The organism is Streptomyces sp. NPDC091279 (assembly GCF_044757465.1).
Classification (GTDB): Bacteria; Actinomycetota; Actinomycetes; order Streptomycetales; family Streptomycetaceae; genus Streptomyces.
The window spans coordinates 366,720-392,157 of the sequence record NZ_JBIVVA010000001.1; the positions used below are offsets into that span (position 1 = coordinate 366,720).

A 25,438-nucleotide genomic window follows, 5' to 3' on the forward strand; every position below is an offset into this window, starting at 1 on the left:
GTTTGCGGCGCCGATGCGGAGACCTGCCCCTGCGCGGCGGGAAGGGACGCGGACTGAGCCCCGGCCTGAGCGGGCGGCCAGCCTTCGGACCTGACCGAAGGCACGCTCCCGGTCTGGAACGACGCCTGCGGACCCGGTGCAGCGGCCTGCGCCTGGGCCTGCACCTGCGCGGGCCGGGGCGCTGACTGGCCCCCCGTCTGCGACGGCACCCCGCCCTCGAACATCGCCGCCGAGGGAGGAACCCCCGTCGGGAACGGAGCCTGCGCGACCTGCGCCGCCTGGGGTGCTGCCTGCGGTGCCGCCCCCGTAGGGAACGGCGGCTGCGGAGCCGTCGCGGGCACCGCAGCCGGCGCCGGTGCGACCCTCGACGGCGGCTGGGCCCGTTGGGCCAGGAAGCTGGCCATCAGCTCACGGGCCACCCCCACCTTGCGCTGGCTGAGTTCCTTGGCCGCCCGCATCGAGGCTTGCTTGGAGGGCTGAGCAACCGTCGCCCGGGCCGCCGGGGTGGGGGGAGCAAACGGCGCCGCACCGGGCGCCTGTTCCTGACGGGGCTCCGGTATCACGGGCAGCACCGCGGTCGGCGCCACGTCCACCGGAGAGGCGGGCGCACCGAACGGCGACGTACCCAGCCCGAAACCTGACGTGGAGACCGGCGACGCACCCGGCGCGAAAGCCGGGGCAGCCGTGAAGGCCGGGGCAGCCGCCGAGGCGAACCCTGCCGGGAAGCCGGGATCGGCTGTAGACGTGGAAGCCGTCGGGAAGCCGGGAGTCCCGGTGGACGTGGCCCCGGGCGCGAAGGTCGGAGCGGCTGGCGTCCCGGACCCCGTGGGGAAGGCCGGGGCAGCCGCCGAGGCGAACCCTGCCGGGAAGGCGGGATCGGCTGTAGACGTGGAAGCCGTCGGGAAGCCGGGAGTCCCGGTGGACGTGGCCCCGGGCGCGAAGGTCGGAGCGGCTGGCGTCGCGGACCCCGTGGGGAAGGCCGGGGCAGCCGCCGAGGCGAACCCTGCCGGGAAGGCGGGACCGGCTGTAGACGTGGAAGCCGTCGGGAAGCCGGGAGTCCCGGTGGACGTGGCCCCGGGCGCGAAGGCCGGAGCGGCTGGCGTCGCGGACCCCGTGGGGAAGGCCGGGGCAGCCGCCGAGGCGAACCCTGCCGGGAAGGCGGGATCGGCCGTAGACGTGGAAGCCGTCGGGAAACCGGGAGTCCCGGTGGACGTGGCCCCGGGCGCGAAGGCCGGAGCGGCTGGCGTCGCGGCCCCCGTAGGGAAACCGGGAGCCCCCGTAGACGCGGCCCCCGGCGCGAAAGCCGTACCGCCCGGTGACGCGGCCCCCGGCGCGAAAGCCGGTGCAGCCGTAGACATGGCGCCCGGCGCGAAAGCCGCCGCACTGACCTGCGGCGCGCTCATCGCAGCGGCTGCCTGTGCCGCGAAGGGCGTGGCCTGGGCCGCAAAGGGCGTGGCCGGTAACGCTGCCGTCGGGCCGGCGGGGAGTTCCGCGACGGGGCCGCCCGCCGCCGGGAGTTCCGGGACGGGCCGGGCGGCAGGCAGCGCGGGCCGTTCCTGCCGGGGTTCCAGGGCGGGGTCGGGACGGGAGGGGCGGCCGATCGGGCGGGCCGGCATCCGGTCGGCGGGCAGTGTCGCCGCGACGGTCGGGCCGACGGACGAACGCGCCGCGTCGAACAGTCGCCGGGTGACGTTCTCCAACTCCGCGTCGCTGAAGCCCCGTTCACCCCGGTCGGTGGAGGCGCCGCGCCTGCGTGCCCCCGTGCTCATCGCGCGGGTCGCGTTGAAGGTCCCGCTGTCGGTCTCGGCGCGGTCGTAGAGGTTGCTCACCCGCTGCCGCACCTCTTCGCGGCTGGGCCCTTCCTCGGCCGTCGCCGCCGTGGGAGCGGAGTTGCGCGTGCCGGGGAGGCCGAGGCCTCCCTGACGCGGTGAGCGTTCCGGCGCCATGGGAGCCGTACTCCTTCCGTGCTCCGCCTGCCGGTACTGCGGTCGGGCGCGGGCGGTCACATCCGGAAGGCATGCCCCACGGCCCGTGCCCCGAAAGGCAGTTGGGCCGATTCACCCAGGTGTCGTGCGCGGCCCGGCTCCGGTGCGCCGCGAGGGCGGGCCGGACTCGGCGGAGGCCGCGCGACCCGGCGAGGATCGCCGGAGGGAGTCGTGCGGCCTGAGCGTCAACCTAGCCAATATGTGCGCCCCGTGTGAAGGTTGAAGCGCGAAATGCCCGATACGCTTCTGTGACCTTCGTCGTGACGGACCGTCAGTTCCCAACACCGCACCTGAACGGCCGTATACGGGCGGCCAGATCCAAACCATCGGACGTGAACTGCCGGACCAGAACCGTCAGTTCAGCCCCCCGGACACCGACCGCTCGGATGCCCACCCCTCAGACCCGAACCGTCGGAACGAAGAGGCACCGGCGAAGGGCATGCTCAGCGACAGGGCGCCCTCAAGGGCAAGGCCTCTCAAGGGCAGGCCGTCCTCGACGGCAAGGTGGCCGGTGATCAGCGCGTTCTCAAGAACGTGAGTCGTCCGGTCCGGCCGCGCGCTCCGCGTCCCGCTGCTTGATCCGGGCCGCTTCCTTGCGGACGTCGGCCTGCGTGGCGCGCTCCTTCTCCAGCCACGCGGGTTCCTCCTGCCGCAGCGCGTCGATCTGCTCGGTGGTGAGGGGCTCGGTGACCCCGCCACGGGCGAGACCGGCGATGGAGATGCCGAGCCGGGCCGCGACCACCGGGCGGGGGTGCGGACCCTTGGCGCGCAGCTCGCGCAGCCACTCGGGCGGGTCGGCCTGCAACTCCGTGAGCTGGGCACGGGAGACGACACCCTCGCGGAACTCGGCGGGGGTGGCCTCCAGGTACACGCCGAGCTTCTTCGCCGCGGTCGCGGGCTTCATCGTCTGGCTGGTCTGGTGCGACTTCATACCGTCCAGGGTATCGACCATGTGGGGGACCCACGACCACGGACGGTAACCTGGCGGGGTGACTGGCTCCGAAACCTCCCCGATGTTCCGGCTCGCGTACGTCCCGGGGGTGACGCCCGCCAAGTGGGTGCGGGTCTGGCACGAGCGCTTCCCCGACGTTCCGCTGACCCTGCACGCCGTACCGGCGGCCGACGCGCAGCCCCTGATGCGGGGCGGCGAGGCCGACGCGGGGCTCGTGCGGTTGCCGGTCGACCGCACGTTCTTCAGCGCGATCCCGCTGTACACCGAGACGACGGTCGTCGTGGTGCCCAAGGACCACGTGTTCACGGCGGCGGACGAGGTGACCTTGGAGGATCTCGCCGAGGAGGTCGTCTGCCATCCCCTCGACGACGTCCTCGACTGGGACCGGCCGCCCGGCGAGCCCGCCTTCGAGCGCCCGGCGACCACCGCCGACGCCGTCGAACTGGTCGCGGCCGGCATCGGCGTCCTCGTCGTCCCCCAGTCGCTGGCCCGGCTGCACCACCGCAAGGACCTCACCTACCGGCCGATCACCGACGCGCCGCAGTCGCACGTGGCGCTGTCCTGGCCGGAGGAGGCGACCACCGACCTGGTCGAGGACTTCATCGGCATCGTCCGTGGCCGCACCGTCAACAGCTCACGCGGCCGCAAGCAGCCCGAACCGCAGGCTCAGCCGAAGGACAAGGCGAAGGAGAAGGCGAAGCGGGCGGAGCAGGCGGCCCGCCGCAAGCCGCCCGCCCCCCAGGGCAAGCAGACGGGCGCCCGCACCCCGCGCGGCGGCAACCGAGGCAAGCCCCGCCGCCGCTCCTGACCGAGGCCGGACCACTCCTGCACGCCCCGGCCCCGGCCCCGGTCACGGTCCCGACTCAGGCACTGCCCGGGGCCGAGGCCCTCGCCGGAGTCAGGAGTCGCAGTCAGGAGCAGCAGTCGGGAGTCGCCGTCAGGAGGCCGCTCCAAGGAACCGCCGTCACAGGACTGCCCGTCAGGGGACGAACGTCGCCCGTTCCGCCGTCCGGATCACGCTCCGCCCGGCCCCCGCGTCGAGCAGTCCGGCGGACACCCACGCGTCCACCGTCGCCCTGACCCGCGTGACGAGCGCGCCCTTGTCCCGGAACGGCGCCCCGGCCCACACCTCGTCGAGCAGCGAAGTCCCGTTGGAATCAACCGGGTTGGTCACGCCGGAGTCGAGGGTGCCGAACACGACCGTCGGTTCCGCGCGCCGGAAGTAGGCGTGCGTCGGGTCCTCGGTCCCCTCGAAGAACGGCGCGAACTCCGTTCCCCCCAGGGTGAGATGGAGCGGCCTGCCCGGTACGGGGGACAGGCTGGGCAGCAGGTCGCCGGAGAGGGCGGCGTTGCGGTAGAGCCCCAACGTCAGGTATTCCGTCGACGAGTTGCGGCCGACCAGGTTCACCGGACCGAGGAACAACGTCTGCAACGACGGTTCGTCCAGGGCCCGTTCGACCCGCAGCCGGAACGGGATCGCGACCCGCACGACATCCCCCGCCCGCCACCGCCGGGACACCGTGAAATAGCTCCCGGGCGTCGGACTCCCCGGCACCGCAAGGCCGTTGACCGTGACCCGGAACCCGGCGGTCGCCCACGCCGGTACCCGCAGCCGCAGCGCGAAGGTCGCGTCCGCGCCGCCGATCGTGAGCGTGCTGCCCTGCTCGCGCGGATACCCGGTCGTCTGGGTGACGGTGACGCCCTGCTCCGCCCAGCGCAGGGTGGCGGGGCTGTAGAGGTTGACGTACAGGGCGCTGCCGTCGGCCGCCGCGAAGTACACCGAGTCCTGGTACTTCGTGGCGCTCTCCATACCGGTGCCCTCGCAGCAGGTCGTGCCCTGCTTGGGCGTGTAGTCCCGCATCTGCCCCGGGCCGAGCCCGATGAAGTACGTGACCAGCGGCTTCTCCGCGTCCGCCCGGTCCTGCTTGGAACCGAGCACCTGGTTGTAGAGGGCCCGCTCGTAGTAGTCCATGTACGCCGGCGCCTGCTCGTGGAAGAACAGCGTCCGGCTCAGTTTGAGCAGGTTGTACGCGCAGCACGTCTCGGCGGTCGTCGGCCCGATCGTCCCCGCGATCACCCCGGGCGCCTTCCAGAACTCGCCGCTGCTGGTGCCACCGATGCCGTACATGCGGGTCGGCACGACCATGCCCCAGAAGTTCTTCGCCGCGTCCAGATACCGCCGTTCGCCCGTCGCGTCGTACAGCCGGACCAGCCCGGTGAAGATCGGGATGTGCTGGTTGGCGTGCAGCCCGTCGAGCGTGTCGGTGTGCGCGGCGCAGGCGTCGATCAGCTTGTCGAGGTCGAACAGCCGCGCCAGCGCCAGGTGTTGGGCCTTCCCGGTGAGGGCGTGCAGATCGCAGATCGCCTCCACGATCCCGCCGAACTCCCCGCTGGAGAAGATCCCCCACATCCGCTGGAGGGTCGCCGCGGGCAGCACGGACAGCCGCGCGTACATCCAGTCGCCCATCCCGGACGCGAGGTCCAGCGCCCGGTCGTCGCCGGTCGCCGTGTACGCGTCCAGCAGCCCCCGCAGGATCTTGTGCGCGGTGTAGTAGGGCGCCCACACCTTCGTGTAGTCGCTCCCCGTCATCGACTCCAGCGCGATGAACTGCGTCTCCGGGTACGCGGCCAGGAACCCCGGATGGCTCGGCCCGCCCCAGGTGCGGCGCAGGGTGCCCGTCAGACCCCGGCCGGACGCGTCGGCGAGGCTGCCGCCGGTGCGCTCGTCGAAGGCGTACGAGGCCAGGTCGCCCCGGCCGACGGCGGTGTCGGAGGGCCGACCGCCCTGCAACGCCGCGACGGCGTCCGCGTCCAGGGCGCGCGACCAGACGTCGAACCCCCCGAAGGCGCCCGCGAAGACCGGGTCGGACGGGTAGGCGGACCGCCCCAGCCAGTGGTGCGCGAGCGTGCCGAGGGCGGCCGGGGTGAGGGTCATCGCCGTGTTCCGGGCGACGGCGGTGCCGTTGACGTACAGCGTTCCCGTCCCGCCCGCGATCGTCACCGCGAGATGGCTCCACCGGCCGGTCGGCAGCGCGGCGGTGCCGTCGAGTCCCTGCTCACCGGCGGCGCCGCCGGTCGTGACGGCGAAGCGCGGGACGCCGTTCGCGTTGCGGGCGACGAGGTAGAGGTAGCGGGTGGTGTCGTCGCCGAAATCCAGGACGCGGGCCCAGGTGTCGTCGTGGCTCGGCCGTATCCAGGCCGCCAGCGTGACGGCGGACGCGCCGCCCAGGACATCGGACGGCAGGTCGACGTACTGGTAGGAGCCGCGCTCGTTCTCGACGGCGCCGCCGAACCTGCCGTCCACGCTCAGCACGGCCGGACTCCGGCGCAGGGCCGCGCGTACCTCGGTCAGCGCGCCCACCGCCGTGCCGATCGTGTCGGCGAACACCTGTTCCCCGGTGCTCGCCCAGGCCTGGGACAGCATGGTGAGGAAGTGGCCGGTGTAGTGGCCGCGCAGGTTGCCGTTGGCCTCGCCGTCGAGCCCCTCCCAGCCGCCGGGGGCCACCGCGTCACCGGTGGCGAGACCGGCGTTGGCGCGGAAGACCTGGAGCAGCCGGTCGATGTCGTAGCCCCGCGCGTGGTCGAGCATCAGCGCGCGCTTGTCGGCGAACACGCCCTCACCGAGGGTCACTTGGTCGAGCCCGAACGGCCGGACCGTCCAGGCGGACGGCACGGCGGGAGCGGCGACGGCGGCTCCGGCCACCGCCTGGCCGACCGTGGGCAGGGCAGCGCCGAGAGCCGCGGCCCGGAGAAGGGATCGTCTGGAGAGGGGCGGTGCCATGGGTGCTCCTCCACGGGGCCGGTCCTGCGAACGCGCCGAAAAGTTCGATATCACGAACGCCGTGCGCATGTCCGACCAGACGATAGGCAGGCCCTTCGCACCGGTCAACGGCCCTGAAGCAACCAATTCCGGCCACCCGCCCCGCCGTTCGCCCAGCCGGCCGACCAGCCCCGAGACGCCCGACCGGACGGCGACGAAACGGCTGACCGGACGGCGGTGGGACGGCTGAATTGGACGGCGGTGAGCCCGTCGGCCGGACGGTGATCGGGTCGCCGTTGCCCGGATGGCGGCCGCACGGCCGACCGCGTCAGCCCGCGACGGTCAGTCGCCCCGCCCCGTCGTCAGCCACTCCCACGCCCCCGCCACGGAGGGAACGCCGATGCAGCGCATCCCGGCCGCGTGTGCGGCGGCGCCCGGAGCGGCGTCGCGGGCCGGCTCCAGACAACGGCGGTCGGCGTCGGCGAGGAGCTCCTCGCCGGAGGCGGTCCGCTCATCGTTCCAGCATGTCAAAGGGGTCGGCGGCGCTCGCGGGGCGGGTCAGGCGCCGGTCGCGCGCCCGATCGACTCCACCAGCGGCAGCAGTCGTTGCGCGACCCGTTCCCGCAGGGCCACTTCGGTGCGGGTGCGGACGACGCCTGGCATGCTGATCAGCTTCTGGATGACGTCCTCCAGGTGCGCGTTGTCGCGGGCCACGACCCGGGTCAGCAGATCGCCGCCGCCCGTGATCGAGAAGGCCTCGACGATCTCCGGGACGGCCGCCAGCGCGTCACCGACGTCGTCCAGATGCCCCTGGGTGACCTCGATGTGCACGAACGCGAGCACGGGGTGGCCGAGCGCGGCGGGGGAGAGCGTCGGACCGGTGCCGGTGATGACGCCGTCCCGTTCCAGCCGGTCGAGCCGCGCCTGCACCGTGCCCCGCGCGACACCGAGGAGCCGGGCGTACTCCCGCACGCTGGTGCGCGGCTGCTCCATCAGCAACCGCAGGATGCGGGTGTCCAACTCGTCGACCGGCATGGCCCTCCTCGCGCAGACATGAACTGCGCCGACTGTACCAATGGCCCAGTGCGGCCACCGAGACGTTCGCCCACTTCAGCGATGGTTGCGGGAGTGGTACGGACGGTCCGATGGACCAATGGACCAGTGAAAACCGGATCGCTTGAGCCAGTCGGGCGCCGGATGCTCTCATGGGTCTCGTCGATGGCGCTGCGGACTCCGCGGCGCCTTTTTCATGCCGGTCCAGCCGGCGTCGAAAGGGGCGGGGAGACAGTGCTGAAGAGGGTGTTCCTGGCGCCGGACCCGGGGCGGACCCGGCTGCGTTTCGCCGCGCGGGCCGTGCTCGGCATCGGGCTCGCGGTCGTCGTCTGCTCACTGGCCGGGCACTCGCTGGTCGGCGCCGTCACCGGCGGACTGGCCGCGCTGCTCGCCCTGTTCACCGTCACCGACGCGACCGTGCGCGGGCAGGCGGTCACCACCGCGCTGCTGCCCGTCGTCGGCCTGCCCGTCCTCGCGTTCGCCGCCACCCTGCACGACCACCCCCTCGCCCGCGGCCTCGCCTTCCTCGCCGTCGTCGGCGCGGGCGTGTACGCGCGCCGCTGGGGGCCGCGCGGGCACAGCCTGGGCGTGTTCGCGTTCATGACGTTCTTCGTGGCGCAGTTCCTGCACGCGACCACCGACCGGCTGCCCGAGCTGTACGCGGCCGTCCTGCTCTCCGTGCTCACCGCGTCCGGCGTCCGCTTCGGCCTGTGGTGCTACGAACGACGGCTGCCGCCCGCACCGGCGCCCGCCGCGCCCGGCGGCACCGGACTCGCCCGTGTGACCACCCGGCAGGCGCTCCAGGCGACGGCGGGCGCGGCGTTCGCGCTGGTCGTGGGCGCGGCGGTGTCGGGGGAGCGCTGGTACTGGGCGGTCGGCGCCACCTGGTGGATCTTCGTCAACACCGCGTCCCGGGGCGAGACCGTGGTCCGCGGCTTCCGCCGGGTCCTCGGCACCGTGATCGGCATCGGTCTCGGCCTGCTGCTCGTCGCCCCGCTGCACGGCGCCGTCGTCCCCACGGCCGCCCTGCTCACCGTCTGCGTCTTCGGCATCTTCTACACGGCCGCCGTGTCCTACACCTGGATGATGCTCTGGGTGACCCTGCTCGCCGAACTCCTCTACGGGCTGCTCGGCGTCTTCACGCCCGACCTGCTCGCCCTGCGCTTCACGGAGACGGCCGTCGGCACCCTGGGCGCGCTGCTCGCCGTGCTCCTCGTCCTGCCGGTCACCACGCACGCCACCACCGACGCCTGGATTCGCCGCGCCCTGCGCTGCGTCCACGCCTGCACCGCCGAGGCCGCCGCCCGCCTCGCCGGTGCCCCAGGCATCGACCCCGCCCCGCGCGTCGCCGAACTCGAACGCCTCCTGGCCCGGGTACGGCTCTCGGCGGCCCCGCTGGTGCACCCGTTGAACCCGATGGCCGGCCGCAGGCGCCGGGCCCGCCGGGTGCTCGCCCTGCTCGACGACTGCGCCCGCGAGATCCGCGGCCTGGTCGCCGTCGCCGCCGACCCGGAGGCCTCCCACGACGCCCGCCTCGCCGCCGCCTGCTGGCGCGTGGAGTCCGCCGTGCGGGCGCTCACCGGAGGCGACGCCCCCGACCTCGTCGCCCGCCCCGCGCACACCCCCGTCACCGAACCGGCCCTGGCCCATCTGCACGGCCTGGAACACGCCCTCGCCGAACTGGCCGGCCCCCTGCGCACCCCGCCCGGCTCCCGCCTGGTCGGCGCCTGACCCGACCCGCGCCGCTGGTCTGGACCGCCGGAGAACGACTGCTAGCGTCACCCCGACCGCACAGCGGCTCACAGGGGCTCACGGCGGCGAAAGCGGCGAAAGCGGCGAAAACAGTGAAAGCCGCGAAAGCTGTGAAAGCTGTGAAAGCGGCGAGAGGGGACAGCGGTGTCTGACGGTGGCGGGCGGCGACGGCGGGCGTTCATCGGGTCGTTCACGGCGGCGGGCGGACCCGGCATCGTGACGGCGGCCGTGGCTCCCGGCGGGGGCGCGCTGACGGTCCTGCACCGCGTGACCGGCGTCCCCGACCCGTCCTACCTGGCCCTCGCGCCCGACGGACGGTTCCTGTACGCCGTCAGCGAGACGGCCGAGGGCGCGGTCGCCGCCTACCGCCTCACCGGGCAACGGCCCGTCCAGGCGGGTCCGCCGGTCCCGGTCGGCGGCGACAGCCCCACCCACCTCAGCCTCTTCGACGGCCACGTCCTGACCGCCAACTACGGCTCCGGCAGCGTCACCGCCGTCCCCCTGCGCGCCGACGGCACCCTCGCCCCGACGCCCTCAGCCGTCCTCCCGCACACCGGCTCGGGCCCGCACAGCCGCCGCCAGCAGAGCCCGCACGCCCACCAGGTGCAGCCCGACCCCGGCGGCCGCTGGGCCGTCAGCGTCGACCTCGGCACCGACTCCGTCCGCGTCTGCACCCTGCGTGACGGCACCCTCGCCGTCCACCGTGAGATCGCCCTCCGTCCCGGCTCGGGCCCCCGCCACCTGGCCTTCCATCCCGACGGCAGCCACGCGTACGTGCTCAACGAACTCACCCCCACCGTCACCGTCTGCCGCTGGCACCCCGACGACGGCCTCCTCAACCCCCTCACCGAGGTCCCGGTCCTGCCCGCCGCCCCGGCCCGCGACGCCTACCCGTCGGGCATCGTCGTCGCCCCCGACGGCCGCTTCGTGTGGACGGCGACCCGCGGCGAGGACGTCCTGTCCACCTTCGCCGTCGAAGCGGCCGGGGCGAGCCTGCGCCTGGTCGGCACCACCTCCTGCGGCGGTGCGTGGCCGCGCGCCCTCACCGCCTCCCACACCTTCCTGTACTGCGCCAACGAACGCTCGGGCGACGTCACCTGGTTCGCCCTCGACCCGGCCACCGGGCTGCCCCGCTACGACGGCAGGACCGCCGTACCGGCCGCCTCCTGCGTCGTCCTCGACTGACCCCCGGCACGCGGAAGGGCCCGCCCCGAGCATGCTCGGAACGGGCCCTTCCGCGTCGTTCGTCCGTACGGTGTCCGGCGGCCGCGTCAGCGGACCGGCGTGCCCTGCGCCGGCTGCGGCGTGATGCCCAGCGCCGACGTGTACTTGGCCAGCGCCAGCTTGCCGATCGCCGGGTAGGGACCGAGCGCCTCGGCGGCGGAACAGCCCGCCTCCTCGGCCGCCTCCCGCACCAGAGCCGGGTCGATCTCCGGCCCTATCAGGTACGGCGCCAGCGCCAGGTGCTGCGAACCCGAGGTGCGCAGCTGCTCGGCCACCGACGTGATCGAACCGTCCTGGTCCAACGCCGCCGCCATCACCGGCACCGCGAGGCGCGCGGCGAGCAGCATGCCGGTGATCCCGGCCGCCTGCACCGCCTCGTCGCCGCCCACCGACGCGAGGATGATGCCGTCGGCGGCCGTGGCCACGGTGAACAGACGGGCGCGGTCGGCGCGGGCCAGACCGGCCTCCGAGAGCCGCACGTGCAGCGCCTCGGCGAGCAGCGGGTGCGGGCCGAGCACATCGGTCAGCTCCGCGGCGATCCGGCTCTCCATCACGGCCTGCCGGATCTGCCGCAGCAGCGAGTTGTCAGGACCGGCGAGCAGCGGCACGACGACCGCGACCGGGCCCTCGGGCCGCTTGACCTCAAGACCGGCGGCCTTCGCCTGCTCGTAGCGGGCGGTGCGCTCGTCGGCGGCGTGCACGAGCACGGCCTGCAACGTCGGGAACTCCGCGTCGTCCCCGTCCAGGTACCCGATCCGCGCGTCCAGGCCGGGCAGCTCGGAGCGGGCGATGCTCACGACCTCCTCGGCGAGACTGCGCGTAGCGGTCCCGGGAGTACCCGGCACCGCGAGGACGAGCGCGGGCGCGCCCTCGGGAGCCGCCACGGGTTCGGGGCGGCGGTGCCGCCCTGGCTGGCGGGGTCGCGGCATTCGTACGGGCAGGCCGGACGCGGGCCCAGTGGGGGAGCTCATGGCGCCGCATGTTACTGGCTCGGTCGGCTCCTCCGTTTGGGGAGGGTGCAGGTGAGCGGTATCCGTCCGGTTTTGTCTGATGAGTTACGTGCAGATCAGAAATGGTCAGCATGCGGAGCGTCATCGTGGCCGGTCGTCACCGTGAACAACGCCTCGTCCCGCGGCAGCGTCAACGACCCCCTGACCAGGTCCGTCGCGATCCGTACCGACCCCAGCAGCGGATCTCCGGCCGCCGGCACCCGCCGCGCCCACGGCACCCCGCGCGCCAACTCCTCCGCCAACGGCACGAGGAGCACGTCCCCCATCCCTAACAGGCCGCCGGTACAAGCCACCTGGGGCTCGCCCTCCCGTGGGCAGACGGCCGCCGCCGACGCGGCCATCTCCCGCGCCGCCGACCGCAGGATTCCGGCCGCGACCGGATCGTCCACCGCACACGCGGCGACCCCGGGAGCGAACGACGCGAGCACCGCGGGCCGGTCCGCACGCGGGTAGAGCAGCCCCGGCAGCCCCCGCAACGGCCCGAACCGCTCCTCGGCGCGGGCCAGCAGCGCCGCCGACCCACCCGGCCTGCCGTCCAGCGCCCGCAACGCCGCCTCCAGCCCCGCCCGCCCGATCCACGCGCCGCCCCCGCAGTCGCCCAGCAGATGCCCCCAACCGTCCGCGCGCCGCCAGCCGGTGAGGTCGGTGCCGACGGCGATCAGACCGGTACCGGCCGCGACGACGGCACCGGGGCGTGGGCCGAGGGCACCGGTGTACGCGGTCACGGCGTCGGCGGCCAGGGCGAGGGTCCGCACGCCGAACTCCCGTGCCAGGGCCGCCGGAAGCTCGGCGCGCAGCGCGTCCCCGAGGCTGGCCATCCCGGTGGCGCCGACCACCGCGGTCCCGAGCCCGCCGACACCGCTCTCCTCGGCCAACGCCCGCACCATGGGCACCAGTTGCCGCATCAGATGCTCCGGGTCGATGCCCCGCGCCCCGGTCCGCACCGGCTCCCCGCACCGCCGTTCACCCACGACCCCCCGCGCCGCCGTCCCGACAGCCACCCGAACCCCGGACCCACCGGAATCGACGGCGAGGAATCCGGCGGAGCCGAGGGGAGAGGCCCGGGTCACGGCAGGCGCCAGTCCACCGGTTGTCCGCCCTGGCCGATCAGCAGGTCGTTGGCCCGGCTGAAGGGGCGGGAGCCGAAGAAGCCGCGGTCGGCCGACATCGGCGAGGGATGCGCCGACTCCACCGACGGCAACGGGCCGAGCAGCGGCCGGAGATTACGGGCGTCCCGGCCCCAGAGGATGGACACCAACGGCTTCCCGCGCCCGGCCAGCGCGCGTATCGCCTGCTCGGTGACCGCTTCCCAGCCCTTGTCACGATGGGCGCCGGGCTTGCGCGGGGCGGTGGTGAGCGCCCTGTTGAGCAGCAGCACACCCTGCTGGGTCCAGGGCGTCAGATCGCCGTTCGACGGCTGGGGCAGACCCAGGTCGGTGTTCAGCTCGCGGAAGATGTTGATGAGGCTGCCGGGCAGCGGGCGCACGTCCGGCGCCACCGAGAACGACAGGCCCACCGCGTGCCCCGGCGTCGGATACGGGTCCTGTCCGACGATCAGGACACGGACGTCGTCGAAGGGTTGCTGGAACGCGCGCAGGACGTTCGGTCCGGCGGGCAGGTAGGTGCGTCCCGCGCTGATCTCCGCGCGCAGGAAGTCCCCCATCTCGGCGATCCGTCCGGCGACCGGTTCGAGGGCCTGCGCCCAGCCTGGTTCGACGATTTCATGCAAAGGTCGTGGTGCCACGGGCGTCACCCTACTGCCGTACGGGAGGCCGGGATCACCCCATGGCCAAGGCGGCCGGGCCAGGACCCGCCGGGCGCTTTCACGGGCCACTTCCCCAGGGGCACGAAGGGGTGAGGGGGAATCCGGGTCCGCGTGGGCATCGGACAGACCCGGCGAACGGCACCTCGGGCATGAGGGTCACCTCCACGACGTTCTCGACGACGTTCTCGATCCAGCCACTCGCCAGTGTGCACCCCACCACTGACAACGCCCCCTGGACCTGCCGTCGTCGCAGGTCACCCAGGGTCCGGCAGACCTGCTCGGGGGCCGCAACAGCCGTGGCCCGCCCATCCGTTGTGCGGAGGAGCGGGCCACGACCGATGAACAGCCCTGTGAAGGCTCAGCGGTTGTCGTTGAGTTCCTGGTGCATCTGGGGCTGGTCGTCCTCGTCGTGGGTCAGGGCGTAGCGCTCGACGTCGTTGAACGCCTTGGAGGCGACGCCGATGACCTCCTCGTACGGGTTGACGCCGACGACCTTCTTGGCGGTGCCGCCGAAGAGGCCGCTCGCGGTGCCGGTGAAGAGGCTGTTACCGGCGGCGAGGGGCTTGCCCGCCACGTCCAGGAGGCTGTGCTGTAGTCCGGCCATGTCGGCGTACTTGTCGGTGAGCGCGGTGCGCACCATCGCGACGAACGCGTCGTGGATGCCGGGCGGCAGGAACTTCCGGTAGAAGTCGACGGCCTGCCGCGTCATGAAGACGCCGTCGTCGGTCTTGGCCCACTCCTGGTCGCGTTCCTGGTTCCAGAGGGCCTCGGCGTCGGCGGCGCTCTTCGGCAGCAGCCACTTCTCCAGGGTGCCGAGGTAGTGGCTGACGTAGTGCCAGGCCCCGACGAAGCCGTCGGCGTCCTCGCGCGAGACCTCCAGGCCGAGGTTCCTCATCGCCTGGAGGATCTGGGTGCTGAAGACGAAGGCGGCGCCGACGGTGTACTTCTGCGGGACGGGCTCACCCCACTTCGCGTAGTCCCACACGCCGCTCTTCTTGTGGAGCTGGCGCACGGACGCGTGGACCAGGCGGACCTTGGTCACGGTCGCGGCCAGACTGCCGTCCCGCAGCGCGTTCGCGTCGCCCATGTCGAGGAACAGCCGCGAGGACTGCGACAGCCGGCGCCCCGGGCCCTGGACGCCACCGAGGCGGCCGGTGGAGCGCAGGGTGAACGCCCCGGTGGGGGAGAGGTAGGTGCCGATCAGGCCGACCGTGCCCTGAAGCATGGACGCCACACCGTGGTGGTGGGCGAAGAAGCCCTCGGCGGCCTTGGTGTCCGCCTCGCTCCAGCCCGGCAGCGGCGCCGCGGCCTCCTTCATGAACTCGGCCAGGCGCGGGGGCAGTTGGGAGAGATCCTGGTCCGGGCCGATCTTGTTGATCGTGCGGAACAGATGGTTGACGCCGTCGACTTCCTGATGGTCGATCAGATCGCCCACCAGGGTGTCGGCGACCGGGTCTCCGACCGCGTTCGCGGCTTCCAGCTCCGCCCGGGCCGAAGCCTTCGTCAACGCCACAGGGATACTCCTCGCATGGTGGTCAGGGGACGAATCCGGCAGCCGGGCCCGGTAGCAAGATCGGCGTTTATGATCCTTTCTCGCCGCAACGCGGGGCAACTGCCGTGTAGGCCATGTGGGGGATCTCCGGCCCCCGGAACCCGGCGTTCCAGGAGCCGTCGGCGTCCGTGATTTCAACCCGCACACGGCCAGACAACGGCCAAGAAAAAGAATGTAAAACCGTGTCAACCAAGAGAATGTGAAACAACGTCAATTCTCCCCGGTCGCTGGTCATACCTCGCGTACGACAGGGAATAGCACAGTGTTCCTGTGATCTTTCCTGGGTACGGTGACGCGGAGGTCATCACATTTTCTCGGGAGGAGATCTGTTGTGCGGAAAACTGTGTGCCTGGTCGAATCGCCCCGAACGGGCGCGGGGCAGGACGCTGCACGGAGTCTGGCGAACTGGGGATACCGCACGGTCATCCTCGTCGACCGGCCGGAGAAACTGGACCAGTTCCTGCTGGACGACTACCGGGACATCGGGACGAGCATTGTCGGATGCGACACCTCGTCCGCTGCCGCGATCGTCGAAGCGGCGTGCGGTATAGCGGGGGACGACCTCGCCGGAGTGACGTCCGTATACGAATACTTCGTCACCGTCGCTGCCGAAGCCGCCGCCGCCCTGAATCTGCCGGGCCCGGCGCCGGAAGCCGTCCGCCGCTGCCGGTCAAAAGCGGGCATTCGGTCCGCCGGTGACCTGGTTCCGGGCCTGAATCCGCGGTACGAACTCGTCCACGACGTCACCGGCGCCTTATCCGCGGCGGAGAAGATGGGCTATCCGGTCGTCGTCAAACCCGTCGGCCTGACCGGCAGCGTATTCGTGAGGCGGTGCGACGACGCCACCGAGGTGACACGCATAAGTGAGCACATCCTCGGCACCGCCAGCTACCTCGGCGTCGCGATGGAACCGACGGTCGTGGTAGAGGAGTACCTGGCGGGACCGGAGTACTCGGTGGAGGCGTTCGACGGGCGTGGCCTGGGCATCACCGCGAAGACGAGCGGACGGCTGCCCTACTTCGTCGAACTGGCCCACCAGTTCCCGGCCACCGTGGAGCCGGGCGTGGCGGAACTGATCGTCGAGACCGCCGAACGCGGACTCAGGGCCGTCGGCCTCGACTGGGGGCCCGCGCACGTCGAGGTGAAGTTCGCCGACCGGGAACAGCGGATTCCGCGATTGATCGAGGTCAACCCCCGGGTCGGCGGCGACCGGGTGCCCGAACTGGTCCGGCTCGCCACCGGCATCGACCTGACGGCACGCCACATGGCCGCCGTCGTCGGCAGGCCCGAGCCCGAGCCGGCCACCGCCGCGGCACCGGCCGCCGCGATCCGCTTCGTCGCGATGCCGGACACCGGGAGACTGGCCTCGATCGACGGCGTCGAGGACGCCAGGAACGGCGACGGCGTCACCGAGGTGCACATCAAGAACCAGATCGGCGACGTGTACCGCTCGCACGGCTCCAACCGCGACCGGATCGCGCACGTCATCGCCACCGGGCCGAACGCCGACGACGCGCTCAAGAACGCCACGAGCGCCGCCGACAGGCTGCGGTTCGGATGGGACCCGATCGAGGGCGCCGCCGAATACGTCTGAACCCGGGAGAACATTCCGTCCTTTTGCATACGCCCGAGGAGCACCGCAATCGTGAAGGTACTGATTCTCAACAGGTTCAAACTCGCGCGCGTCGATTACCGACAGTGGGCCCAGCCGTCGGACGAGCTGTATCTGATCACCAGCAGTGACGCGGTGTCCGCCGACGAGACCGCCCGCAAGAACGAGTTGGCCGGATTCGCCCACACCGAGATCGTCGACGATTACGCGGACTCGGCCATGCCGGAGTATCTGGCGCATCAACTCCACGGTGTCCACTCGTTCGGCAAGCTGCTCGCCATGTCGGAGTTCGACCTCCTGCGGGCCGGCCGGCTCCGGGACAGCTGGGGAGTTCCCGGTCAGTCCGAGGCTGAGGCGCTCCTGTTCCGCGACAAAATACGCATGAAAGAAATACTGGCCGCGTCCGACGTCAGAATCACCGGATACCGAGCCGTCGACGATGCCACCGACCTCGTTCTCGCGGTCCGTGAACTCGGTTTCCCGCTGGTCGTCAAACCACGGCTCGGCGCCGCCTCGGTGGGCGTGACCGTCCTGGAGAACCAGACGGAACTGGACACGTTCCTCACCCGGAATCCGCTCTCCGTCGGGGACGCTCCCGCCCACCTCATGGCGGAGACCTTTGTCTCCCACGAGCTGTTCCACATCGACGGCATCATCGACGCCGGAGAGGTGAAGATCTGCTGGCCGTCCGAACAGAGCACCTCCTGCCTGGAGATCACCCAGGGCGCGGTCTCCCTCAGCACCTTTCTCGACGCCGACGACCCCCGGCGCCGCACCTTGCAGGACATCACCGTGCGCGCGCTCCGGGCCCTCGGCATCGAGGAGACCGCGCTGTTCCACGCGGAGATCTTCGGCTCGCCGGACGGCTTCGTGTTCAACGAGGTCGGCTGCCGGGTCGGCGGCGCCAAGATCCGCGATCTGCTGGAGAACGGCTTCGACCTCGACCCCATCGAGTGGTTCGCCCGCGCCTACCTCGGCAACCGGCAGCACCGCGAGGTGAGTTCGCAGCCCGTCCGGCAGACCGGATACGCCCTCGTGCCACCCCGCCCCGGGCTGGTCGAGTCGCTCGGCGAGGTCCAACTCCCCCCGTCCATCACGCTGTTCGAGCCCAAGGTCAGCCCCGGTGACGTGCTGGAGCGACCCGCGTCGAGCACGTCCGTGATCGCGTCGTTCGTCGCGGTCGGCGCCCGCCAGGCGGATGTGATCCGCGACCTCAACTCCGCTGTCGACGCCCTGAGTTCGGCGCTGGTCCTGCGGGACGTCCCGGCCGGGGCCGACCGGTGACGGCTCCCGCTCCCGCCCTGCACCGCGACGCGACCATCGTGGGGTTCATCGCCGCCCGGGCGCTGGCGATCCTGGGCGACCAGACGGTGACGTTCTTCGTCCCGATCGCGGTGTACGGGGCCACCCAGAAGGTCACGTCGTCGGGGATCGCGTTCCTGGTGCAGTGGCTGCCGCGGATCGTGTCGATGCCGGTCTCGGGCGCCTATGTCGACCGCTTCCGGGCCCGCCGGCAGCTCGTGGTCGTCGACCTCGCCCGGGTCGCGATGCTGGTGCTGGCCGCGGTCACCGGTTCGCTGCCGTTGCTGGTGGTCGCCGGCGGCGCGGCCACGCTGCTCAACGGGCACTCCACGATCGCGGTCGAGAGCATCCTCGGCCGCCAGGTGGCCCGGGACCGCTACCCGCAGACGCAGGCCAGATTCCAGGCCGCCCAGCAACTCGTGACGGTCGCGGGCCCCGCCCTCGGCGGCATGCTGCTCGGTGTCCTGCCGGTCGCCGGGGGCCTCGCCGTCATCGCCGCGATCTTCCTGGTCGCCGGGGTGTGGACGGGGCTGTGCTTCCACGCCCTGGACCGCGTGGTGGTCGAGACGGGCGGTGAGAAACTCCTGCGGCGGCTCGGCACCGGTTTCTCGACGGTGTTCGGCAGCCGCCCGATCCTCTCGCTGATCGCGGTCACGCTCGGCGTCAACCTCACCGCGAGCCTCGTCCTGGCGTCGCTTCCCGCGATCATCATCGGCGACCTCAGCCAATCCGAGCCGACGGTGGGGCTGTTGGCGGCGACGGCGACCGTGGTCAGCTTCCTCGCCGCCCTGTTGACCGCCCCGATCGCCAAGAAACGGGAGATCGACGTCTTCCTGTGGCCCGTCGCCCTGCTCCTCGTGACCGGCGCCCTGTGCATGATCTTCGCCGGGAACGTCGTGGTCATGGGCGTCGGTTACGGGTGCTGGAGCGCCGGGGTGACCGTGTTCACGATCTGGATGCGTACCTGGCGCATCCGTGTGATCCCGGCCGAGCAACTCGGCGCCACGCTCGGGGTGTTCTCCTCGATGATCCTGGCGTCGGCGCCGCTCGCCGGGCTCATCCTGGCCACCGCGGGCGGCAGTTGGGACCCCCGGACCATCCTGGGCGTCGTCGCCGTCGTCAGTCTCGTGGTGGCCCCGGTGTCCCTGGTGATGTTCCGACGCCAGGTACGGTCCCCCCTCGCGTCGCCGGCGCCGGGCGCGGATCTCGACGAGCAGCAGACGGTCGGTTGAGCGTCAGTCGACGGTGTGGGGAAACGAGTAACATCGGGCCATGGATATGGTTTTCGGTCGTGAACTCGTCTCTGAATCCGGGACGCACGCGGATGTCACCCACTCCATCCGGATCTCTCTGAAAAGAATCGCCGAAACGGATTCCGCCGTCGAGGCGTTCGAGGAAGAACCGGACAGGGAATCACGGCTGGCCCGGACGGACACCGAAAGCTCCGGGCCGTTGCGCGGGGCCACCTTGGGCGTCAAGGACATCTTCGTCGTCGACGGCCTGCCCACCCGAGGCGGCTCCGCGCTCGACCCGGCCGAGTTCGCGGGCCCCGAGGCATCGACGGTCACCCGGCTGCGGCGGGCCGGCGCGACCGTCGTCGGCAAGACCAAGACCGCGGAGTTCGCCTGCGTACAGCCGCCCACGACCCGTAATCCGCACGACCCGCGCCACACACCCGGCGGCTCCAGCAGCGGGTCCGCGGCAGCCGTGGCGACCGGCGCCGTCACGCTGGCGGTGGGGACGCAGACGATCGGCTCGGTGATCCGGCCGGCGTCCTACTGCGGTGTGGCGGGCTTCAAGACGACCCACGGCAGCGTCCCGCTGGACGGCGTCATTCCGTGCGCCGGAAGTTACGACTCGTTCGGACTCTTCGCCTCATCCGTGTCCGGGCTTCTGCTCGCCGCCTCGGTGTTCTTCGAGGAAGGGAAATCGGAGCAAGAACAGCCAAAGGGAGGTCGGCCGGAGAAAAAGCAGACCGAGGAAAAGCAGCCGGAGGAAAAGCAGTTGGGGGAAGGGCGGTCGGTCGGCAGGAAGCCGGTCGTCGCGATTCCCGCGCGTGCCTATCTGGCACTCGCCACCGACACGACGAACGAGGTGTTCGCCCATGCGGTGCGTGCGCTCGCCGAGTCCGGCCTCGACGTCGTGCCCACCGATCTGGCGGCCGACGTGGACGTCCTCACCCGCACGCAGAAGGTCATCTTCGACGCCGAATTCGCCCGCGCCCACGAGGAGCGGTTCCATCGGCACGCCCGCCTTCTCGGCGCGGGCACCACGGAGGTGATCCGGCGGGGCCTCGCCCTCCCCGCGCACGCCTACGCGGCCGCCGCCGACGACCTGGCCGCACAGCGCTCCGCCTTCGACACCTGGATGGAGCGGGAGGGCTTCGACCTTGTCGTGGCGCCGGCCGCGACCGATGTGGCGCCGCTCGGCCTGTCGAACACCGGCAGTCCGGCGATGAGTCTGCCGTGGAGCCACCTCGGCCTGCCCTGCGTGACGATCCCCCTGCCGCGCGGCGCCGGGGAGCTGCCCCTCGGACTCCAGCTCGTCGGGCGCCGCCACATGGACCTGGGGCTTCTCAGGTGGGCGAGCGAAGTAGCGGACGGAATGGGTCAATTGACGGTCCGTCAGCCAAGGAGCAGGCCGCGGTGCTGAGCCTCGTCACGGGCGCCGGGTTCGTCGAACGCCTCGATCTCCTGGAGGTATCCGAGCAGCTTCGAGGCGGTCGCCCGGTTGTAGTCGGCCTGGGTCCGCTCGCTGAAGGTCTCGGCGAGCACCTGGCTCACCTCGTCGGGCTTGAGTCCGTACCCGCCGAGTTCGGCCCCGATGGACGGCACGTCGGGACGGAGGAATACGTCGATGAGTTCGGGAAAGAGCCGCGCGGAGAAAGTGCGTTCCGTACGGTCGAGGGACGCCCATAAGAAGGTCAGATAGGAAGCGAAATAGGCATGGTGCCGGCCCTCGTCCAGGGCGTGGTCATGCAAGGTGTCGACCACGGCTCCCGACACTTCACGGGACTTCGATATCTCCGTAAGCGACGCGGTGATGAGCGTTTCCGAGACGATGGTGAACAGCAGGTCGATGAAGCCCGCCTTGGCCGGATCGTGCTTTTCCTTGAGCGCTGCGAGGCGGCGCAGGAAATAAGGTTCGTCGTCGATCCGGGGTGCGATGCCGGTGCGTTCCTGGACCTGCCGCATCAGATCGACGGAGAAATAACCGTGATAAGCCTCGTCGCAGTAGATCTTCAGGGCGTCGAAGCGCATCTGGTCCGGGATCGGCACCCGGATGCTGCCCTGCGAGATGCCGAGGACGACGTAGTTGACCACCATGAACTCCAGCTTCGACGTGAAGTGGAGGTAGCGGTACAGCTGTTGGGTGAGCAGCCGGCGGAACAGCTCGGGGCGGATGCCGGCGACGAGCGCGTGCTTCGCGACCGGCACCAGGTCCGCCGGGAAGAGGTCACCGGTGTCGTCCGAAAGGGTCCGGCGCGGACTGGAGCGCACGGAGGCGCGCCGGTCCCAGTTCGCGAATGCGGTGCGATAGCCGGGTAGTTTGGCCAAAGAATCGTCAAGTTTTGTCGACGAATCGTCGGCCTGCACAGGGTTGCGCTTTAACTGACTGATTGGGCAGAATGCAGCAGCCGCACAACCTGTGAAGAGTCCAACAGTACCGCACATTCTCGATTCTCCTGGAGTTCAGATCCTGAGTTCTGGGCGAGTTGATGGCACTACCCGAGAGGTGAAACACCGCATGACGACGCAGCCCGGTCGATCGGCCGAAGAGGAATTTCAGCCCGTCACCGAGGAGCAACTGGCCGAGCAGCTGGCGTACTATTCGAGCCGTGCGGGGGAATACGACGACTGGTGGCTCAGGCGAGGCTCCTTCGACAAGGGCGAGGCCGCGAACGAGGTCTGGTTCCGTGAGGCCGCACTCGTCCGGTCCGTACTGGACTCGACCGACCTCGGTGCCGACGTCCTCGAACTCGCCCCTGGCACCGGTACCTGGAGCGCTCACCTCGCCCCCCGTGCCCGTGACCTCCTGCTGGTCGACGGGTCCGCCGAGATGCTCGCGCACAATCCGGTGGCCAAGGAGGAACAGGTCCGGACCGAGATCGCGGACCTGTTCACCTGGGACACCGACGAGCGGTTCGACACCATCGTCTTCACGTTCTGGATCTCGCATGTGCCGCGCGAACGACTCCGTCCTTTCTTCCGTTCGCTCGGGGGCTGGCTACGGCCCGGCGGCCGGCTGTTCTTCCTCGACGACCTGCCGCTCGCGACCACCGAACCCCATGTGGACGGCGCGGCCGGGCAGACCATGACGCGGCGGCTCAACAGCGGTGAGAGCGCGACCATCGTCAAGAACTTCTACCGGGCCGACGAGTTGGCCGCCGCCGCCGACGAGGCCGGTATCGACCTCGACGTGCGGGAGACCGAGACGTACTTCCAGTACGGCACCGGCCGCAGGCGCTGAGCGACGGACTCCGGCGGAGTGCTCAGCCGACACCGATGGTCGCCGTTCTGAGTTCGGTGAAGAACTCGATCGCGTCGTCGGCACACTCCGCCGGACCCACCTGGGACTCCTTCGTCCCGATGTGCGGCATGTGCGGGAACGCGCCCACCCCCGGCCGGTTGACGTGCAGCATCCCGGCCTCGGCCTCGGCGAGGAACCGGCCGATCAGCGGCAGGCTGGCCGTGAACAAGGTGGCCGACATCCCGTACCTGACCGAGTTGTTGATGGCCAGCGCGTCGTCGAAGTCACGGCACCGCAGGACCACCACGATCGGGCCGAACACCTCGGTGTTCGCCAGCGGGGCGTCCGCGTCGATCTCGGTGATCACCGTCGGCGCCATGAAGTAGCCGCCGTCGTCAGTGACCACCGCCGTCCCTCCGGTGACGAGCCGGGCGCCGCCACGGACGGCCCCGGACACGGCGTCCAGGCACCGTTCGAGACTGGCGCCGTTGATCAGCGGACCGAGATCGGTCCCCGGATCGTCCGGCCGGCCCACCCGCAGCGCGCTCGCCCGGGCCGCCAGGAGGGCGACGAACTCGTCGAAGACGTCGTCGTGGACGATGGCCCGGCTGGTCGCCGAACACCGCTGACCGGCCTGCCCGAACGCACCGTGCGCGACGGCGTCGGCGGCCTTCTCCAGGTCGGCGTCGGCCAGCACGACCACCGCGTTCTTCCCGCCCATCTCCAGCTGGGTCCTGGTGAGCGACGCGGCGGCGGCCGTCTGGACCCGGCGGCCCACTTCGACGCTCCCGGTGAAGGACACCCCCTTGACCAGCGGATGTTCCACGAGCGCGGCCCCGGTCGCACCGTCGCCGTGCACGAGGTTGACGACACCGGCCGGAACCCCGGCCTCGTGCGCCAGACCCACCAGTCGTTCCGCGGTGAACGGAGCCAGCGGTGACGGCTTCAGCACCACCGTGCACCCCGCCACCAGGGCAGGCGCCAGCTTCCACACCGGGATGGCCAGCGGGAAGTTCCACGGGGTGATGAGGCCGACCACGCCGATCGGATGGCGGGTGGTGGAGCTCCAGGTGTCCGGGCTGTCGGACGGCAGCGTCCGGCCCCCGAGCCGGCGGCCGAGCCCGGCGGCGAACCGCACGATCTCGATCGACCGGGCGACCTCCGAGGCCGCCTCCGCCCTGGTCTTGCCGTGTTCCTCGGTGATCAGCCGGGCCAGCTCGACCCGGTCCCGGTCCATCAACTCGGCCAGCCGGTGGACCAGTTCGGCGCGGGCGATGGAGCCCCGCTTCCGCCAGGCCGCGAGCTGTCCGTGCGCCGTCCTGACGGCGCTCTCGACAACTCCCCGGTCCGCGACGGGAATACGGCCTAACGAGGTTCCCGGACGAGCGGGGTTGACTTTCTCCAGCTGGGCACCGCCCTGCACCCGGCGGCCACCGACGAGATGCGCGCCCCGATGGAGACAACCGGCCCGGACCTCAACGCTCAACGACATCGGCGTTCCTCCGCTCTTCCCTGGCGCCGTTGAGGATCTGCTTGGCGACGCCCTGCCCGATCGACTCGAACCGGTCCTCGGCCGAGAGCAGCGCGGCCACGTCCTGGTACTGGAACACGTCGCCCAGCGGGGCCAGCCGGTCCTCCACGGGCGCCGCCGTGCCCTCGGCGAGGATGGACCCGAAGATCTGCCGGATCGACGTGATGGCGCCCCGCAGGCCCTGGTTGGCGTAGATCGCGAGCGACGCCCCGGCGGCCCGCAGCTCCTCCATCGTCACGCTGTTGTACGTCGTCGGGACGACCACGATCGGCAGGTCACCCTCGTAGGCGGCGCAGAACGAGTAGATCTCGTCCGGGGTCTTGAGCTTGGAGTGGATGAGCAGGGCGTCGGCGCCCGCGAGTTCATATGCCTCGGCCCGGCGCAGCGCCTCCTCCAGGCCGTAACCGGAGATGAACGCCTCGATGCGGGCGACGATGATGAAGTCCTCGCTGACACGTGTCTCCACGGCCGCGGCGATCTTGCCCGCGAAGTCCTCGATCGGCACGAGCGCCTGATTGCCCGCGACGAAACTGTTGAGCTTGGGGAAGGTCTTGTCCTCGATGCAGACGCCCTGGACCCCGGCGGCCTCGTAACTGCGCACCATGTGGACGACGTTGCCGATGCCGCCGAAGCCGGAGTCGCAGTCGGCCAGCACCGGGACGTTCACCTTCTCGACCATCGCCCGGGCCACGGCGAGGCATTCGTTCATGCTGAGGATGTTGGCGTCGGGCACGCCCAAGGAGGCGGAGATCTCCAGCCCGCTCGCCCAGACCACGTCGAACCCGGACTGTTCGGCCAGTTGCGCGGTCAGGGGGTTGTGGGCACCGGCCGCTTTGGCCAGTTCAGCGTCGTTGAGCAGCGTGCGCAGGGACTTTACCGGCGACATTGATGTTCTCCCTTGCGGTGATCGGGGGTGACCGAGCGGGTTACTTGACCGACAGAAAGCGGGTGAAGCGCTCACGCAGCTCGTGCGGGGTCTGCACGACACGGCGGCCGACGGGCGCGTTGCGCGGCTGGACCTTCGCGTGGACGAACGCGGGGAAGGCGTCGAGCGACGCCCAGTCGAGGTCCGGGGTGGCCATGGTGAGCGCCCGGCGGTAGCCGAAGGCGAGTGCGGCCGAGGCGGGATTCTCGAACTTCACGGTGCGCTGACCACCGGTGCTGCCGTGGACACCGTTGTCAAGAACCACGTGGAGCAGACGGGCCCCGGCCGCCGCGACGCTCAGCATGCCGCTGGTGTTCATCGCCAGCGAGCCGTCGCCGTCGAGCACGACGACCAGCCGGCCGGGGTCGGCCAGGGCGACGCCGACGCCGACGGGCGCCGCCATCCCCATGGAGCCGACGAGATAGAAATTCCCGTCGCGGTCCTCGAAGTTGAACAGGTCGCGGGAGATGTGCCCGCAGGTCGAGATCACCGCCGCGCTCGGGAACGCCGTCAGCACGGAGCGGAACACGTCCTCGTACTGCATC

At 71.3% G+C, this 25,438-nt stretch carries 21 protein-coding genes and 1 pseudogene; 9 read left to right on the top strand and 13 right to left on the bottom strand.

The genetic code is table 11. The annotated features are described in order from the left end of the window. A pseudogene (locus ACIQOU_RS01475) lies at nt 1-458 on the bottom strand (hypothetical protein); the annotation flags it as partial. A gap of 184 nt (nt 459-642) precedes the next feature. Here ACIQOU_RS01475 and ACIQOU_RS01480 point away from each other — a divergent pair. Further along, entirely contained in the window at nt 643-1,818 is a 1,176-nt protein-coding gene (locus ACIQOU_RS01480) for a hypothetical protein (RefSeq protein WP_401532909.1), read from the top strand. A 693-nt stretch (nt 1,819-2,511) separates the two neighbouring features. On the opposite strand, the gene ACIQOU_RS01485 is transcribed toward ACIQOU_RS01480, so the two are convergent. Further along, nucleotides 2,512-2,916 carry a DUF5997 family protein gene (locus tag ACIQOU_RS01485; RefSeq protein WP_401532910.1) on the bottom strand — a complete coding sequence of 135 codons (405 nt, stop codon included), beginning with the start codon at nt 2,914-2,916 and terminating at the stop codon, nt 2,512-2,514. A gap of 58 nt (nt 2,917-2,974) precedes the next feature. On the opposite strand from ACIQOU_RS01485, the gene ACIQOU_RS01490 reads away from it, so the two are divergent. Further along, nucleotides 2,975-3,745 carry a LysR family substrate-binding domain-containing protein gene (locus ACIQOU_RS01490; RefSeq protein ID WP_401532911.1) on the top strand — a complete coding sequence of 257 codons (771 nt, stop codon included), beginning with the start codon at nt 2,975-2,977 and terminating at the stop codon, nt 3,743-3,745. Nucleotides 3,746-3,916: 171 nt separating this feature from the next. Here the strand turns inward: ACIQOU_RS01490 and ACIQOU_RS01495 are convergent, their stop codons facing one another. From ACIQOU_RS01495 to ACIQOU_RS01505, 3 genes are all read right to left on the bottom strand, one after another. After that, nucleotides 3,917-6,718, bottom strand: a complete 2,802-nt coding sequence (locus ACIQOU_RS01495; protein WP_401532913.1) for a beta-L-arabinofuranosidase domain-containing protein — start codon at nt 6,716-6,718, stop codon at nt 3,917-3,919. Between the two features lie 321 nt (nt 6,719-7,039). Next, nucleotides 7,040-7,228 carry a hypothetical protein gene (locus ACIQOU_RS01500; RefSeq protein ID WP_401532915.1) on the bottom strand — a complete coding sequence of 63 codons (189 nt, stop codon included), beginning with the start codon at nt 7,226-7,228 and terminating at the stop codon, nt 7,040-7,042. Between the two features lie 27 nt (nt 7,229-7,255). Then, nucleotides 7,256-7,732 carry an Lrp/AsnC family transcriptional regulator gene (locus ACIQOU_RS01505; protein ID WP_401532917.1) on the bottom strand — a complete coding sequence of 159 codons (477 nt, stop codon included), beginning with the start codon at nt 7,730-7,732 and terminating at the stop codon, nt 7,256-7,258. 252 nt (nt 7,733-7,984) lie between these two features. Here ACIQOU_RS01505 and ACIQOU_RS01510 point away from each other — a divergent pair, with 252 nt between their 5' ends. Together ACIQOU_RS01510 and ACIQOU_RS01515 are read left to right on the top strand one after the other, a co-directional pair. Continuing rightward, complete coding sequence (locus ACIQOU_RS01510; protein ID WP_401532918.1) at nt 7,985-9,481, top strand: FUSC family protein; 1,497 nt, start codon at nt 7,985-7,987, stop codon at nt 9,479-9,481. A gap of 165 nt (nt 9,482-9,646) precedes the next feature. After that, nucleotides 9,647-10,687 (top strand): lactonase family protein, encoded by a 1,041-nt coding sequence (locus ACIQOU_RS01515; RefSeq protein ID WP_401532920.1) that lies wholly within the window; start codon nt 9,647-9,649, stop codon nt 10,685-10,687. Between the two features lie 86 nt (nt 10,688-10,773). On the opposite strand, the gene ACIQOU_RS01520 is transcribed toward ACIQOU_RS01515, so the two are convergent. The 4 genes from ACIQOU_RS01520 to ACIQOU_RS01535 all read right to left on the bottom strand — a co-directional run bounded on the left by ACIQOU_RS01520 (nt 10,774) and on the right by ACIQOU_RS01535 (nt 15,014). Beyond that, nucleotides 10,774-11,697 carry a sirohydrochlorin chelatase gene (locus tag ACIQOU_RS01520; protein ID WP_401532921.1) on the bottom strand — a complete coding sequence of 308 codons (924 nt, stop codon included), beginning with the start codon at nt 11,695-11,697 and terminating at the stop codon, nt 10,774-10,776. Nucleotides 11,698-11,792: 95 nt separating this feature from the next. Then, nucleotides 11,793-12,806 carry an N-acetylglucosamine kinase gene (locus ACIQOU_RS01525; RefSeq protein WP_401532923.1) on the bottom strand — a complete coding sequence of 338 codons (1,014 nt, stop codon included), beginning with the start codon at nt 12,804-12,806 and terminating at the stop codon, nt 11,793-11,795. Beyond that, nucleotides 12,803-13,480, bottom strand: coding sequence for a uracil-DNA glycosylase (locus ACIQOU_RS01530; protein WP_401532925.1), 678 nt, complete (start codon nt 13,478-13,480; stop codon nt 12,803-12,805). Before ACIQOU_RS01530 ends, ACIQOU_RS01525 begins: the two co-directional genes overlap by 4 nt. A gap of 379 nt (nt 13,481-13,859) precedes the next feature. Further along, on the bottom strand, nt 13,860-15,014 hold the full coding sequence (locus ACIQOU_RS01535) for an oxygenase MpaB family protein (protein WP_401532928.1): 1,155 nt from the start codon (nt 15,012-15,014) through the stop codon (nt 13,860-13,862). A 370-nt stretch (nt 15,015-15,384) separates the two neighbouring features. Between ACIQOU_RS01535 and ACIQOU_RS01540 the strand changes: the two genes are divergently transcribed. The 4 genes from ACIQOU_RS01540 to ACIQOU_RS01555 are packed head-to-tail and all read left to right on the top strand — an operon-like array spanning nt 15,385 to nt 20,619. Continuing rightward, nucleotides 15,385-16,647, top strand: a complete 1,263-nt coding sequence (locus ACIQOU_RS01540) for an ATP-grasp domain-containing protein (protein ID WP_401532930.1) — start codon at nt 15,385-15,387, stop codon at nt 16,645-16,647. 51 nt (nt 16,648-16,698) lie between these two features. Beyond that, on the top strand, nt 16,699-17,949 hold the full coding sequence (locus tag ACIQOU_RS01545) for a hypothetical protein (protein ID WP_401532932.1): 1,251 nt from the start codon (nt 16,699-16,701) through the stop codon (nt 17,947-17,949). Then, nucleotides 17,946-19,199 carry an MFS transporter gene (locus tag ACIQOU_RS01550; RefSeq protein ID WP_401532934.1) on the top strand — a complete coding sequence of 418 codons (1,254 nt, stop codon included), beginning with the start codon at nt 17,946-17,948 and terminating at the stop codon, nt 19,197-19,199. The genes ACIQOU_RS01545 and ACIQOU_RS01550 overlap by 4 nt, the downstream gene beginning before the upstream one ends. A 40-nt stretch (nt 19,200-19,239) precedes the next feature. Beyond that, nucleotides 19,240-20,619 (top strand): amidase family protein, encoded by a 1,380-nt coding sequence (locus ACIQOU_RS01555; RefSeq protein ID WP_401532935.1) that lies wholly within the window; start codon nt 19,240-19,242, stop codon nt 20,617-20,619. Here the strand turns inward: ACIQOU_RS01555 and ACIQOU_RS01560 are convergent. Continuing rightward, entirely contained in the window at nt 20,592-21,563 is a 972-nt protein-coding gene (locus tag ACIQOU_RS01560) for a diiron oxygenase (RefSeq protein ID WP_401532936.1), read from the bottom strand. The genes ACIQOU_RS01555 and ACIQOU_RS01560 overlap by 28 nt on opposite strands. 151 nt (nt 21,564-21,714) lie before the next feature. On the opposite strand from ACIQOU_RS01560, the gene ACIQOU_RS01565 reads away from it, so the two are divergent. Next, nucleotides 21,715-22,437 carry a class I SAM-dependent methyltransferase gene (locus ACIQOU_RS01565; protein WP_401532937.1) on the top strand — a complete coding sequence of 241 codons (723 nt, stop codon included), beginning with the start codon at nt 21,715-21,717 and terminating at the stop codon, nt 22,435-22,437. Between the two features lie 22 nt (nt 22,438-22,459). On the opposite strand, the gene ACIQOU_RS01570 is transcribed toward ACIQOU_RS01565, so the two are convergent. The 3 genes from ACIQOU_RS01570 to ACIQOU_RS01580 are packed head-to-tail and all read right to left on the bottom strand — an operon-like array spanning nt 22,460 to nt 25,437. Beyond that, nucleotides 22,460-23,929 carry an aldehyde dehydrogenase family protein gene (locus tag ACIQOU_RS01570; RefSeq protein ID WP_401532939.1) on the bottom strand — a complete coding sequence of 490 codons (1,470 nt, stop codon included), beginning with the start codon at nt 23,927-23,929 and terminating at the stop codon, nt 22,460-22,462. After that, a complete protein-coding gene (locus tag ACIQOU_RS01575) occupies nt 23,913-24,854 on the bottom strand; it encodes an isocitrate lyase/phosphoenolpyruvate mutase family protein (RefSeq protein ID WP_401532941.1) in 942 nt (313 codons plus the stop codon). Before ACIQOU_RS01575 ends, ACIQOU_RS01570 begins: the two co-directional genes overlap by 17 nt. Nucleotides 24,855-24,894: 40 nt before the next feature. Next, nucleotides 24,895-25,437, bottom strand: coding sequence for a thiamine pyrophosphate-dependent enzyme (locus ACIQOU_RS01580; protein WP_401532943.1), 543 nt, complete (start codon nt 25,435-25,437; stop codon nt 24,895-24,897). Nucleotide 25,438 lies beyond the last annotated feature (1 nt).